This is a genomic window from Marinilactibacillus kalidii (assembly GCF_017599325.1).
Classification (GTDB): domain Bacteria; phylum Bacillota; class Bacilli; order Lactobacillales; family Carnobacteriaceae_A; genus Marinilactibacillus; species Marinilactibacillus kalidii.
In genome coordinates this window covers 20,975-33,646 of sequence record NZ_JAGFVM010000014.1, presented here as the reverse complement: position 1 = coordinate 33,646, position 12,672 = coordinate 20,975, and the positions used below count along the sequence as shown (strand labels likewise).

Here is a 12,672-nt window from a genome sequence, read left to right as displayed (position 1 = left end):
TTATCTTAAATGATGATGTCTTCTTGGCTCTTTTATTTTTACCGTAAGAAGTTACTAGACAAAAATGGGTAGTGGAAATTTTTTTAGTACAAAATGAAAGAGATTACAAGATTATTCGGTCATGAGCACTAAAATATGATAAGATGATGGAATAGAAGTTGTTATAATCAAAATTGATGATGGGGGAATATACATGAGAATGATCGATTTAATTGAAAAAAAACAACATGATCAAGAATTGACTGAACAAGAAATCAAATGGATGATCAAAGAATATACAGCCGATACGATTCCAGATTATCAAATGAGTGCAATGGCAATGGTCATTTACTTTAAAGGAATGACTAAAGCAGAACGTAGCGCACTAACGATGGCAATGGTAGAATCTGGAGATCAGATCGACTTATCAGCTATCTCAGGCGTAAAAGTAGATAAACACTCAACTGGTGGTGTGGGGGATACAACGACCTTGATTCTTGCTCCACTCGTTGCAAGCGTAGGCGTCCCTGTAGCGAAGATGAGCGGACGCGGACTTGGGCATACTGGTGGGACGATCGATAAGCTAGAAGCGATACCAGGCTTCCACGTAGAAATTTCAAAAGAACAGTTCGTTGAACTTGTTAATGAAAATAAAGTGGCTGTTGTAGGTCAATCTGGTAATCTAACACCAGCTGACAAGAAACTTTACGCGTTGCGTGACGTAACGAGTACCGTTGAATCGATTCCATTGATTGCCAGCTCGATCATGAGTAAGAAAATCGCTTCTGGAGCAGATGCCATTGTCTTAGATGTTAAAACAGGTGCCGGCGCGTTTATGAAGAGTGTAGACCAAGCGAGAGAATTGGCAGAAGCAATGGTGGAAATCGGTAATGCCGTAGGTCGTAATACAATGGCTGTGATTTCTGATATGAGTCAACCTTTAGGTAACGCGATTGGTAATGGATTAGAAGTGAAAGAGGCTATCGAAACACTCAAAGGAAATGGACCAAAAGATCTAACGGAACTCTGTTTAGTCCTCGGTAGCCAAATGGCTTATCTTGGTGGAGCCGGTAACTCTCTGGAAGAAGCGCGTGCATTACTAGAAGAGAACTTGCATAACGGTAAAGCACTTGAAGCGTTTAAAGTATTCGTGAAATCTCAAGGTGGCGACGAGACTGTTGCTGACCATATGGATGAAGTCCTCCCAACGGCAGAATTTACTGCTGAAGTGACCGCTGAAAAAGCGGGCGTGGTTTCAACCATTGTTGCAGATCAGGTCGGACTGGCAGCGATGAGACTAGGTGCTGGTAGAGAAACAAAAGAAAGCGAGATCGATTTAGCAGCAGGTGTCTATTTAAATAAAAAAGTTGGTGATGCAGTTGAAATGGGCGAATCACTGGCTACACTTTATTCAAACAAACCAATTGATGAATCAACGAAGCAAACAATTACAGAGAGTATGAAAATCAGTGAAACAGCAGAGCCACTAACATTGGTATACGATATCATCAAATAACGCGAAGAGTCAGAGAAGTAACCGATATGATCTAATGAGACCTTATTGGTTACTTCTGCCAGGCTCTCTTTTTATTGTAAAGATCGTATGCGAATGAAGTTTGATAGCAGTAGAGGAAGTGAAGAATTGTTTTCAAGTAAGATGAAAAATGGCGTAGCCGCTAGTATGCCAATTATCGCTACTTATGCGGTATTGGGTATGGCATGTGGTATCGTTTTGTATGATGCTGGCGTTTCAGTGTTAGGTATTTCAATCATGAGTGTGATGGTTTATGCGGGAGCAGGGCAATTTTTAGCAGCGAGTATGCTAGTTTTAGGCGCAGCTGTACCGTCTGTTGTTATGATGGTCTTTTTTCTCAATCTTAGGCATGTATTAATGTCGGCAAGTATGTCTACATACGTTAAAGAGAAGTCATTCGGATTCATCGCTTTATTTAGTCATGTATTGACGGACGAATCCTATGGCATCAATTATACAAAGTTTAGAGAAGGAAATTGGTCACCAGAAGAAGCCATGATCACAAGTGTCATCAACTATTCAACGTGGGTTATCAGTACGATTGTCGGTGGCTTTATCGGTAGTCAGATTCAAGTCAATACGATTATCATGAATTATGCACTGATTGCCATGTTCTTATATATGATGGTCCAGCAATTTATATCAAAAGAACACCTCATAGCAGGTATTGCTTCTATAATATTAACAGTCATACTGACGATTGTATTAAAACACAATATCGCGCTTGTCATCGCCACAATCTTAGCTTCTTTTGTAGGTTATGGTTTAGAAGTAAGGAAAAACCGTCGTCAGCGACCGGTAACGAAAGGAAATGAATCGTATGACTAGTCCATGGTTGCTTATTTTAGGAATGGCAGTCGTGACGTATATCCCTCGATTCCTTCCCATGTTATTGCTGAGTAAAAAAGAAATTTCACCCTCTTTCAGTCGGTGGATGACATATATTCCTGTATCGATTTTTGCGGCCTTGGTCGCATCTGATATCTTCTTTTGGGAAGACGGTTTCACAATCAACCCAGCAATCAATATTAAATTGATTCCGTCGGTTATTGTGTTTCTGATTGCCTATAAAACAAAGAATTTAATGTGGTCTATGATTTTTGGAATCGGTGGCATCACATTACTTTGGTTTGTATTTTAAATAATCAATTGGTTTATCTTTTGAGTGCAGGTTGTTTTAGTATCTTTTCACCTAACTGATTTGCCCATGACTCGACCCAACAAAAAGAGTAGGGGACATGGTAACGTTGTCTTAATCTTTTGTATCTTGGGTGTCTTGCCCAGATAAAAGAGATAATACCAACGACAGGTAAATAAAGTGGACCTAGGAGCAGGGATTGGTACGTGTGCCCATATTCATGAACAGCCATTCTATTACAACTATCTGTAAAAGGAGCTAAGTGCGCTGAATCAGTATCATCAGGTGTGAAAATAAATAAACCTAATGATACACCGTCTAGGCGAGACCACTTAGTTCTGATTGCACCATGATAGAATAGGTGTGGTTGTTTTAAATAACGAAGAAAAAGGCAGACACCAAGTGACGTTTGGATGATTCCCCAAGTACACTGGATCAAACAGTAAAGCACAAGTTTTATATAATGAAATAGCATAAAGTAGCTCCTTTTTTTAAAAGAGAATAGACTAAAAAATACGTTTCCCGCTATGAGCGAGAAGCGTATTTTTGTATAGAGATATTTCGGGCTGCGCACCACTGAGCAGCTTGTCCTGATAAAACTAAGTCAGTTTGTTTTAAATCATTGACCGATTTTGCACCAAGTAATGTCATGATACTCGCTAATTCCGATTTCCAGGCATGAACCGTTTCAATCGTCTGATCAACATCATCTAATGCCATATGCATAAATTGACTTGAAAGACCGACCAGTTCTGCACCCATGGCAAGAGCCTTGATGATTTCCATAGGACGACGAATACCGCCGCTAGCGATGATATGCGCGCCTTTTACAGCCTCTTGTGTTTCAAGCAATGATTCAACCGTTGTCTGACCCCATGATTCAAGGTCATCTAGTTTCTGTTCTGTCCGTCGATAATTTTCGATTTGAGCAAAATTAGTACCGCCACGCCCACTGATATCAATGATTTTTACACCAATCGATTCAAGGAGATGAACCGTTTCACGGCTCATACCAAATCCAACTTCTTTAGCAATCACAGGAACATCCAGACCTTCAACGATTTCCTGCACATTTTCAATCCAATTAGAAAATTCGCGGTCACCTTCGGGCATGACGATTTCTTGCGGTGCATTGATATGAATCTGCATCGCATCAGCTTGAAGTAAATCAACCACTTTTTTTGCATTCTCAAGGCCATGTCCTGCGCCAAGGTTAGAAAATACTAGTCCATGCGGATTAGTTTCTCGAACAATTTTAAAGGTACCTTCTTGTTCAGGATCTTTTAATGCTGCACTGACCGAACCTGTCGCAATCGCCAAGCCAGTTTCGCGGGCGATAATGGCTAGTTTTTCATTTACTTTTCCAGTCCAGCGACTACCGCCAGACATTGCATTGATGAAAAAAGGCACTTCAAAATGTAAAGATGCTAGTTGCACAGCTAAATCCACATCTTTTACCGCCATCTGTGGAAAAGAATGGTGGACGAAGCGAACATCGGTAAAAGAGGACTGTCCTTGATCATAGAATTTTTCAGATAGAGATACGTGTTCATTTTTACGATTATTTTGTTTTGGCATCGTTTCTGCTCCAATATATCAGTTTGAAAAGATTCAGTACCATCGAATCTTTTAATGTTGCATCCAATACCAGTTTATCATGAACGTGTATAAACTTGTAGCGGTAATAAAGTGATCTGATGCGCTTCCCATTTAGAAACAAGATCTATAAGGCTTGATTCACGGTCAAATAAAGCAATACCGCAATCGCCACCACCTGCACCAGATGACTTGGCTGCACCTTGATAAGATTCAGCATCCTCACAGAGTTGGGCTAGTGTACTTGTTTCGATTGAAACGCCGGTGCTGTCGCTCATTGTTTTCAAAATGTGACGGTTCTTGCGAATCGCTATTTGAATATCTGGAAGAGAGCCACTACGAAACGCTTGAATCATCTGTTCTACACAAGCTTTGCTTTCGGCAAGAAACGCTTGATAACTTTGTGCTTTGGCTTCTCGTTTAGCCTTTACTTGGTCGACCAGGTCAGTCGTTGACGCTGGTGAACCAGTCCACCCGATCAACAATTTTAAATTATCTGGTGGTGTCAGTTTTTCGACCATAAAAGCAGGCCAGTCTAGTGCTACGATGGATTGGATGCTGTGTGTATTTAATTTTGCTTTTACCCATTCACGGTCGAAGCTACTGTAGGCTAGCCAGCCAGTATAAGTAGCTGCAGCAATATCTCCAAAAGAACCGTTACTTTTAACGGAGAGGTGAGCTAAGACAGAAAGTTTAAAAACGAGTTCATCTGATTCACTCATACCGTAAAACTTTAATAATACACGCACCGTTGCAACGGTAACAGCTGCACTAGAACCAAGACCATACTTCAGCCCATTTGCGCTATCAAGTTCACTTTCGACCGCGAGATGATAGATAGATAATTCATTTCCGCATTCTTTTACGTAGCGCTCTGTATAATCAATGGCCGCAAGAAGGTAGTGAAAAGGATTTTCTCGTTCATCAACGATCAACTTGCCATTTTCTCTCGTCCATTGCAGCGGAATACTCGAATAATGGGAAGAGTGGATGGTACCAACCGTTTCCGATGGACGAACTTTGACCGTCAAAAACTGATCGACGGCAACTAAGATAGCGGGGTGACCAGGTTCAACGACGGCATATTCGCCGGCAATATAAAGTTTTCCAGGAGCCGAGGCTTCTACTTGATTCATTCAATTCGTTCCTTTTTTTGGACCCCTTCTTTAAGAAGTAGTATCCTTTGGATTTTTGTTATGAAAAAAGAAAACGAAGATCAGTTTTCTCTGACATGTATGCCTGGACCAGGCTTAGCTGAAATAATTTGTTCTTCATCAAAATAAGTGATTAGTTGTTCTTTAATTGCGGACATGTCTGTTTGTCTACAAATGACTTTTACATTTGGACCAGCATCCATTGTAAAGTAAGCATCATAGCCTTCTTTTCTGATTGAACGGACTGCATCCATAGCTTTCATGCTATCAGCCGACCAATAAGTGAAGGGCGGGTTAGCTCCTAAAGTCGTAGCGTGCATTTTCAACGCATTACGTTCAGCGATCGTCCCAACCTTTTTGATAGACCGTTCTTTAATTGCTTGCTTCATGTCACTTAAGTCTTGGTCGAGTGTATTTAACCAGCCCGCGTAAAAAGGAGACGTTTCAACGGTACGACGCATACCGTCTCGGCTAGATACATCTTTTTGCGCATCTTTGACGATGATGAACAGCATACCGATATCCCAGCTGGCATCATCTACTGGCGTAGCAAAAGAGTCTTCATCATTTGTGCCTTTTTCCCATTCTGCAAAACCACCGAAGATACTGCGAGAAGCTGAACCAGAGCCATGACGCGCTAGGCGAGATAAATCTTTTTTGGATAATGTCAGTCCAGCTGCCTCGCTAGCTGCACCCGCAAGTGCCGCAAGTCCTGAAGCAGAAGAAGCAAGACCTGCTGCAGTAGGAACATAATTGATACTTTCTACTCGTGCGAATGTTTTGATTCCGGCTTGTTCTCTGACAAGGTCTAAAACAGTAGAAACTTTTTTTAATACACCACTGGCTTGCTGTTCACCGTCTAACACTAACTGATCTTCTGTCAAAGTAGCATCAAACGTCACTTTTGTGTCTGTATAAAAGGCATCAAGTGTAAGTGATAAAGAATTATTTTTTGGGATGATCAGTTCTTCATTTTCTTTACCCCAATATTTGATCAAGGCGATATTTGTATGTGCGCGAACCCATTTACTCATTTGTATCTGCTCCTAGTGAATGGATCCATGTCTCAACGGCTCCATTTTTCATTAATTCATTTGCAATGTGCTTGGCTTGGCCAAACGTTTTCGTTAAAGCAATCATGCAACCGCCACGACCACTACCCGTTAATTTTGCGCCTAAAGCACCATGTTCAATGGCTGTTTTAACAAGTTGATCGAGTTTGTCATTACTGACAGTTAGGTCAGCTAGGTGGTGATGTGCTTTTGTAAGAATTCTACCTAAGTCGGCAATGTCGTCTTGTTCGATGGCCACTCTCGCTTGAACAGTTAGCTTGCCAAGAGAATCCAGCAAAAATCTTGTTTTCCGTTTAGACTTTTTGAGGAGACTCGCTACATCTTGAACAGCTTCGCGCGTTTGTCCTTTAAGACCCGTATCGGCAGCGATCAAGTAGCCAGTCAAATGGAAATCAAAAGGCTCTGGTGTCTTAGATTTTGTATAAAACAGCGGTTGGTTTCCACTCGTGACACGAGCATCAAGACCGCTCGGATTACCATGAGCAATTTTTTCTGATATACCAATATAATGAAGCAATTGTTCGTATGCGAGTGGTTGTTCAAAAAAGTTGAATAACGCACGAACGAGCGCGGAAGCGACTGCTGCACTTGAGCCCATTCCTCGCTCAGAGGGAATCAGGCTAGAAATAGCAATACGCATACCGGATAATGCATATCCAAGATCCAAGCAAATGGCTTCTATCGTTTTGGTAAGATTCTCTAATGAAACGGGTGCACTAGAAAGTGGCCCCTCATAGTAGTTTGAGTGGATTTCACTATCTCCTAAAATGGATTCTATGGTGACTTCTACATGGGCTGCTGGGAAAGGGAGGGCGATTGCGGGTTTATTGTAAACCACAGAATGCTCTCCAATTAATATGATCTTTCCGTGAGCCGTTCCAATGGCTTGATCGGAGAGAGTTTTCATCGTGTCCACTCCTCGTAAATACTTTAATGTATCTAATGTTCTATTGTTCGTAAAGACTGTACTACAATCGTACTATACTTGACTGTTAGACTCCACTATATCGTACCAATATTAATTTAAAAATACATAAAGAATCCGTTATTCATTCAATTATACGTTCTCTTTTCAGTGCGAGTGTTCAAAAAGATGGTTTTTATTGAAGGAAGTAAACTGTTTATTAGAATATAGATAGTCAATAACGAAAAAATTTGGTAAACTTGAACACGACAAAAGACTAATAGAAGCGGAGGCATAAACCGCATGCAAGAATCAGATACATTTTATATTATTGACCGAGATGAATGGAAAGCATTAAATGAACATACGCGATTAACACTAACGGATGAAGAGTTGGAATCTTTGCGCTCACTGAATGACCGTATCTCTATGAAAGATGTTAAAGAAATTTATGTCCCAATTCTGCAAATTCTACATACGCATATCAAACATTATGATGATCGTCAGCGTGAAATGAAAACATTACTGAACCAGCCTGCTAGAAAAGATCCGTATATTATTGGAATTGCTGGGAGTGTGGCTGTTGGAAAAAGTACACTTGCGCGATTGCTTCAGACAATGATGGCACGGGCTTACTCGGATAGAAAAGTTGATTTGATCACAACAGATGGTTTTCTTTATCCCAATAAGGTACTGGAAGAGAAAGACAGCTTGGATCGCAAAGGGTTTCCCGAAAGTTATGACATGCAGCGCTTGATTCGCTTCATGGGGGACGTGAAAAGTGGTCGTCGAAACATAGAAGTACCGGTTTATTCGCACAAATACTACGATATTATTCCAGATAAATATGCGGTGATCGACCAACCAGATATTTTGATCGTAGAGGGGATCAATGTCTTGCAGTTGCCTGCAAATGAGAAAATTTTTGTCAGTGACTTTTTCGATTTCAGTTTTTATGTAGATGCTGAACCAGAACGGATCGAGAAATGGTATTTGGAACGATTCGGTTTATTGTTGGATACGGCCTTCCAGGATCCGACAAACTATTATTATGAACTTGCTACTGGAAATAGAGAAGAAGCCTTCGACATGGCACGTGGTGTTTGGAAAGCAGTCAATCTAAAGAATTTGGAAGAGTTCATTTTACCCACGCGGTTCAGAGCAGATATGATCGTACACAAAACAACCGATCACTTTATTGATCAATTGTTATTGAAAAAACATTAAGAGGTAATCTTTCATTATAAGGAATTAAAAGCATTCCCCCAATGAATTAAACAAGTATATTCTTTGCGTTTTTCTATTGGGGGCTGCTCTTGATCGGGTCTTATGCATTACCGATTTTCTTAATAGAATCAAAAAAATAGGCTTTATCAAAGGGTAAAGTAACTAAACAGTTGTTTTATATTAAATCTGTTTTAATGTCAGCAGTATGTATTCAAAATACTTAATGGAGGTTTTGAAATGTTTTTTTTGGATTATTTTTTACCGCTTGTTATTATCGCATTTTATATTGGTGTACCAGCCGTGGTGATTTATTTTATCGTTCTGTGTCATAAGATGGTTGAGCTAACAAAAGAAAAAAATAAAAAATTACAGCGCATTGCCGACACACTATCCGATATTCGAGATAATAAATCGGTTGATAGATAAATAGAAAATACCTACCGGAAGAACGATGATTTTCCGATAGGTATTTTTTTGTCTTTAAATAGTGATGCATTGCGTATGAAGGGATGATCGCTTACAATTTATTCCCTTGCATAAAGAACTGAGCCTCTTCGTAATGATATTTGATGACAGAATAATCAAAAGGTTGTCCATTATTCAAATAATAGATAGATTCAATATCAATAGAAGGATCTTGAGGGTTTAAATTGAGGTAGCGAGCTTGTTCTTCATCCAATTTGCCTAAACGCAAAAAGAAATCCGAGAAATTAATGTCTATTTTTAAATCATCTCTTAAGTAGCTGAAGATTGAATGTTGAACGATGTCTTCATTTAAATAAGGAACATAAGACTTATTATAGTATGATTCCTCAACGCAAAGTGGACGAGATTCAATCTGACGAACTCTTTTCAGGTAATAGACTGTTTCGTTTTCCTTTAATTTCAGTACTTCTGCGATATTTTCATCGGGTATGATTTCTTTTAACTCGATGACACCTGATGATAAATTAAACTCCTTGAAAATACTTTGAAAGCCATGAACGTCGGTGAGATTGACATAGCCTTTTCTGTAACGGCCACGCACATAAGTGCCACTACCTCTAACTTGATACACGATACCATGGGATTCAAGCATTTCAACTGCTTTAATAATGGTATTCTTACTAACTTGATATTCTTCAGCCAAATCATTCAAGGTAGGAAGCTTATCTCCTTGAGACAAATTGTTTTTTTGGATCAGTTGATTAATCTCTTGAGCAACCGCTTGGTATTTGTTCACCGCAAAGTCTCCTTTTTCTGAGTGTTCTTTGAATTAGTATAACACATTTTAATTATATGGGTATTGACAAATTGTATGGGTATAATTATAATATGAACTGTGGAAGCGATATTATACCCATACAATTTAAATTTATTATGTAAGCGCACTAATTTTGAAACGATAATGATTGAGCATAACAGGAGGAGAAAAAAATGGTAGAAAATAAGAACCGTAAACTTGCAGAAACGATACTGGAAGAAATTGGTGGAGAATCCAATGTATCGAACTCTACACATTGTGCGACCCGATTAAGGCTAGTATTGAATGACGAAAATGAAGAGATGGTCAATCGTGTTAAGAATATCACTGGTGTTATTGACGTTGTTCGTAAAGGCGGACAATTCCAGATCGTCATTGGTAATTCAGTAGATAAAGTTTATGAAGAGTTTTCAGATCTAGCAGGTAATTCTGAAGAGAGTAACAATAATAATGAGAACCAACCTAAAGAGAATATCGTCAACCGTATCATCGCGACGATGTCCGCAGTGTTTGCACCGTGTGTCAGTCTCTCAGCAACGATTACAGGTATCTTCGGTATTACTGAACCTGCGATTTACGGGGTAAACTTACGCTTCAAAAAACCCTTCTTTATCGGCATTATTTCTGGTGCGGTAGGTGCCTTTGTCGCAAGTTTCTTCAATGTTTACTCATTTGTTTATACAGGTCTACCCAGTATGATTACGATTATGAATAACTACAATCCGGAATATCCAGGTTCTTTCTGGGGAGTCTTGATCGGGATTGTAATTGCACTTGTATTACCAGTCATTCTCGTACAAATTTTCGGATATGGTGAAGACGAAGTTGCACAAGCAGAAACAGCTACAACACCAGCGTCAACAAACGCTACAGCAACAACTGTAACAGAAGGTTCAAATACAGAAAACGGATCAATCGTAAACGTGCATTCACCAATCAAAGGGACACTCGTTCAATTATCAGATGTTCCAGACCCTGTATTCGCTTCGGGTGCTATGGGACAAGGGATCGCTATCGAACCAATGGATCAAAAAGTTTATGCACCGTTTGATGGAGAAGTGAAAATGGTTGCGAAAACGAAACATGCGATTGGTCTATCCTCAACAGATGGTGTAGAAGTACTCATTCATATTGGATTAGAAACCGTTGAATTAGAAGGTGCACCTTATACAGTGCATGTCGAAGCGGGACAAACATTCTCTCGTGGGGATTTATTGATGGAATTTGATATCAATGCGATTGAAGAATCTGGCCGTTCAACCGTTACACCAGTTATTGTAACGAATACAGATGATTTCGAAGAAATCACTCTTTCACAGACAAAAGAAACAGAAGATATTATCATTAAAGCTAAAAAATAGGAGGAAACAAAAGATGAATACATTTCCAAAAGATTTTCTATGGGGTGGCGCGTTAGCTGCTCACCAATTTGAAGGAGGATGGGATCAAGACGGTAAAGGACCAAGTGTTATCGATGTCGTAACCGTTGGTGGACCGAAAAAAGCTCGTCGCATTACGGATACGATTGACCCAGACGAATTTTATCCTAACCACGAAGCCATTGATTTTTATAACCGCTATAAAGAAGATGTTCAATTATTTGCAGAAATGGGCTTGAAAGCTTTACGTACATCGATCGCTTGGTCTCGTATTTTCCCTAAGGGAGATGAACTTGAACCGAATGAAGCTGGACTAAAATTCTATGATGACTTATTTGATGAATTACTAGCAAATGGTATTGAACCAGTCATCACATTGACGCATTTTGAAATGCCACTTCATCTTGCACGTGAATACGGTGGTTTCCGTAGCCGTGAAGTGGTGGATCATTTCGTACGATTCGCAGAGACCGTTTTAGAGCGTTACAAAGATAAAGTCACTTACTGGATGACCTTTAACGAAATCAATAATCAAATGGACTATAACAACGATTTATTTTTATGGACAAACTCTGGACTTGTGGCTAAAGAGGGAGAAAACCGTAAAGAATTAATGTATACAGCAGGTCACCACGAGTTGATCGCCAGTGCATTAGCTGTTTCAAAAGGAAAAGAAATCAACCCGAACTTCCAGATTGGTGCGATGGTTTCTCATGTACCTGTCTATCCACTGACAGCTAATCCAAATGATGTGATGTTGGCAGAAGAATACATGCGTCTGCGCTACTTCTTTCCAGATGTTCACGTTAGAGGAGAATACCCTAGCTATACCTTAAAAGAATTTGAGCGTGAAGGGCTAAATATTCCGATTCTTGATGGGGATAAAGAAATTCTGGAAAATGGTAAAGTAGACTATCTAGGCTTCAGCTACTACATGTCAACGGCTGTAGATAGCACAAAAGAAGTTTCAAAAGATGCAGAATCAGCGGTTCATGGTTCATTAGCACACGAAATCGAAAATCCTTACATTAAATCAAGTGATTGGGGATGGGGAATTGATCCAGTAGGCTTGCGGTACACATTGAACCGTCTGTGGGATAGATACCAAATTCCATTGTTCATCGTAGAGAACGGCTTCGGTGCTGTTGATACGATTGAAGAAGACGGTAGTATTCATGATGATGAACGGATTTCTTACATGCGTGAGCACATCAAAGAAATGGAAAAAGCTGTAAACTATGATGGCGTTGAATTGATGGGGTATACACCTTGGGGCGTTATCGACATCGTATCTTTTACAACAGGAGAAATGAAGAAACGTTATGGCATGATTCACGTGGATCGTGACAATGAGGGTAAAGGAACAATGGAACGTAGCAAAAAAGATTCCTTCAACTGGTTCAAGCAAGTGATTGAATCAAACGGAGCAGAACTATAAAGTGATG

Annotated in this window: 13 protein-coding genes; 7 read left to right on the top strand and 6 right to left on the bottom strand. The window is 39.8% G+C overall.

The window, feature by feature from the left end:
* The first annotated feature begins 193 nt into the window (after nucleotides 1-193).
* The 3 genes from J5J05_RS02905 to J5J05_RS02895 all read left to right on the top strand — a co-directional run bounded on the left by J5J05_RS02905 (nucleotide 194) and on the right by J5J05_RS02895 (nucleotide 2,654).
* Nucleotides 194-1,495: a pyrimidine-nucleoside phosphorylase gene (locus tag J5J05_RS02905; RefSeq protein ID WP_208559174.1), complete on the top strand. Its 1,302-nt coding sequence runs from the start codon at nucleotides 194-196 to the stop codon at nucleotides 1,493-1,495.
* A 93-nt stretch (nucleotides 1,496-1,588) separates the two neighbouring features.
* Nucleotides 1,589-2,341 carry an AzlC family ABC transporter permease gene (locus J5J05_RS02900; protein ID WP_208559173.1) on the top strand — a complete coding sequence of 251 codons (753 nt, stop codon included), beginning with the start codon at nucleotides 1,589-1,591 and terminating at the stop codon, nucleotides 2,339-2,341.
* Complete coding sequence (locus J5J05_RS02895; RefSeq protein WP_208559172.1) at nucleotides 2,334-2,654, top strand: AzlD domain-containing protein; 321 nt, start codon at nucleotides 2,334-2,336, stop codon at nucleotides 2,652-2,654. Before J5J05_RS02900 ends, J5J05_RS02895 begins: the two co-directional genes overlap by 8 nt.
* A gap of 13 nt (nucleotides 2,655-2,667) precedes the next feature.
* On the opposite strand, the gene J5J05_RS02890 is transcribed toward J5J05_RS02895, so the two are convergent.
* The 5 genes from J5J05_RS02890 to mvk form a co-directional block, all read right to left on the bottom strand.
* On the bottom strand, nucleotides 2,668-3,126 hold the full coding sequence (locus J5J05_RS02890; RefSeq protein WP_208559171.1) for a hypothetical protein: 459 nt from the start codon (nucleotides 3,124-3,126) through the stop codon (nucleotides 2,668-2,670).
* Between the two features lie 50 nt (nucleotides 3,127-3,176).
* Nucleotides 3,177-4,229: a type 2 isopentenyl-diphosphate Delta-isomerase gene (gene fni, locus J5J05_RS02885; RefSeq protein ID WP_208559170.1), complete on the bottom strand. Its 1,053-nt coding sequence runs from the start codon at nucleotides 4,227-4,229 to the stop codon at nucleotides 3,177-3,179.
* A 77-nt stretch (nucleotides 4,230-4,306) separates the two neighbouring features.
* On the bottom strand, nucleotides 4,307-5,383 hold the full coding sequence (locus J5J05_RS02880; RefSeq protein WP_208559169.1) for a phosphomevalonate kinase: 1,077 nt from the start codon (nucleotides 5,381-5,383) through the stop codon (nucleotides 4,307-4,309).
* A gap of 80 nt (nucleotides 5,384-5,463) precedes the next feature.
* Nucleotides 5,464-6,435, bottom strand: coding sequence for a diphosphomevalonate decarboxylase (mvaD, locus tag J5J05_RS02875; RefSeq protein ID WP_208559168.1), 972 nt, complete (start codon nucleotides 6,433-6,435; stop codon nucleotides 5,464-5,466).
* A complete protein-coding gene (mvk, locus tag J5J05_RS02870; protein ID WP_208559167.1) occupies nucleotides 6,428-7,381 on the bottom strand; it encodes a mevalonate kinase in 954 nt (317 codons plus the stop codon). Before mvk ends, mvaD begins: the two co-directional genes overlap by 8 nt.
* Nucleotides 7,382-7,681: 300 nt before the next feature.
* Here mvk and coaA point away from each other — a divergent pair, with 300 nt between their 5' ends.
* Together coaA and J5J05_RS02860 are read left to right on the top strand one after the other, a co-directional pair.
* Entirely contained in the window at nucleotides 7,682-8,605 is a 924-nt protein-coding gene (coaA, locus tag J5J05_RS02865) for a type I pantothenate kinase (RefSeq protein WP_208559166.1), read from the top strand.
* A 237-nt stretch (nucleotides 8,606-8,842) separates the two neighbouring features.
* Nucleotides 8,843-9,031 carry a hypothetical protein gene (locus tag J5J05_RS02860; RefSeq protein WP_208559165.1) on the top strand — a complete coding sequence of 63 codons (189 nt, stop codon included), beginning with the start codon at nucleotides 8,843-8,845 and terminating at the stop codon, nucleotides 9,029-9,031.
* Between the two features lie 91 nt (nucleotides 9,032-9,122).
* On the opposite strand, the gene J5J05_RS02855 is transcribed toward J5J05_RS02860, so the two are convergent.
* Nucleotides 9,123-9,827, bottom strand: coding sequence for a GntR family transcriptional regulator (locus tag J5J05_RS02855; protein ID WP_208559164.1), 705 nt, complete (start codon nucleotides 9,825-9,827; stop codon nucleotides 9,123-9,125).
* Between the two features lie 194 nt (nucleotides 9,828-10,021).
* Here J5J05_RS02855 and J5J05_RS02850 point away from each other — a divergent pair, with 194 nt between their 5' ends.
* On the top strand, nucleotides 10,022-11,209 hold the full coding sequence (locus J5J05_RS02850) for a glucose PTS transporter subunit IIA (protein ID WP_208559163.1): 1,188 nt from the start codon (nucleotides 10,022-10,024) through the stop codon (nucleotides 11,207-11,209).
* 13 nt (nucleotides 11,210-11,222) lie between these two features.
* On the top strand, nucleotides 11,223-12,665 hold the full coding sequence (locus J5J05_RS02845) for a 6-phospho-beta-glucosidase (protein WP_208559162.1): 1,443 nt from the start codon (nucleotides 11,223-11,225) through the stop codon (nucleotides 12,663-12,665).
* Nucleotides 12,666-12,672 lie beyond the last annotated feature (7 nt).

Excerpts from the sequence above, each read along its gene's own strand:
- J5J05_RS02905 (WP_208559174.1), top strand. The coding sequence starts at position 194 with ATGAGAATGATCGATTTAATTGAAAAAAAACAACATGATCAAGAATTG.
- J5J05_RS02900 (WP_208559173.1), top strand. The coding sequence starts at position 1,589 with ATGAAGTTTGATAGCAGTAGAGGAAGTGAAGAATTGTTTTCAAGTAAG.
- J5J05_RS02895 (WP_208559172.1), top strand. The coding sequence starts at position 2,334 with ATGACTAGTCCATGGTTGCTTATTTTAGGAATGGCAGTCGTGACGTAT.
- J5J05_RS02890 (WP_208559171.1), bottom strand. The coding sequence starts at position 3,126 with ATGCTATTTCATTATATAAAACTTGTGCTTTACTGTTTGATCCAGTGT.
- fni (WP_208559170.1), bottom strand. The coding sequence starts at position 4,229 with ATGCCAAAACAAAATAATCGTAAAAATGAACACGTATCTCTATCTGAA.
- J5J05_RS02880 (WP_208559169.1), bottom strand. The coding sequence starts at position 5,383 with ATGAATCAAGTAGAAGCCTCGGCTCCTGGAAAACTTTATATTGCCGGC.
- mvaD (WP_208559168.1), bottom strand. The coding sequence starts at position 6,435 with ATGAGTAAATGGGTTCGCGCACATACAAATATCGCCTTGATCAAATAT.
- mvk (WP_208559167.1), bottom strand. The coding sequence starts at position 7,381 with ATGAAAACTCTCTCCGATCAAGCCATTGGAACGGCTCACGGAAAGATC.
- coaA (WP_208559166.1), top strand. The coding sequence starts at position 7,682 with ATGCAAGAATCAGATACATTTTATATTATTGACCGAGATGAATGGAAA.
- J5J05_RS02860 (WP_208559165.1), top strand. The coding sequence starts at position 8,843 with ATGTTTTTTTTGGATTATTTTTTACCGCTTGTTATTATCGCATTTTAT.
- J5J05_RS02850 (WP_208559163.1), top strand. The coding sequence starts at position 10,022 with ATGGTAGAAAATAAGAACCGTAAACTTGCAGAAACGATACTGGAAGAA.
- J5J05_RS02845 (WP_208559162.1), top strand. The coding sequence starts at position 11,223 with ATGAATACATTTCCAAAAGATTTTCTATGGGGTGGCGCGTTAGCTGCT.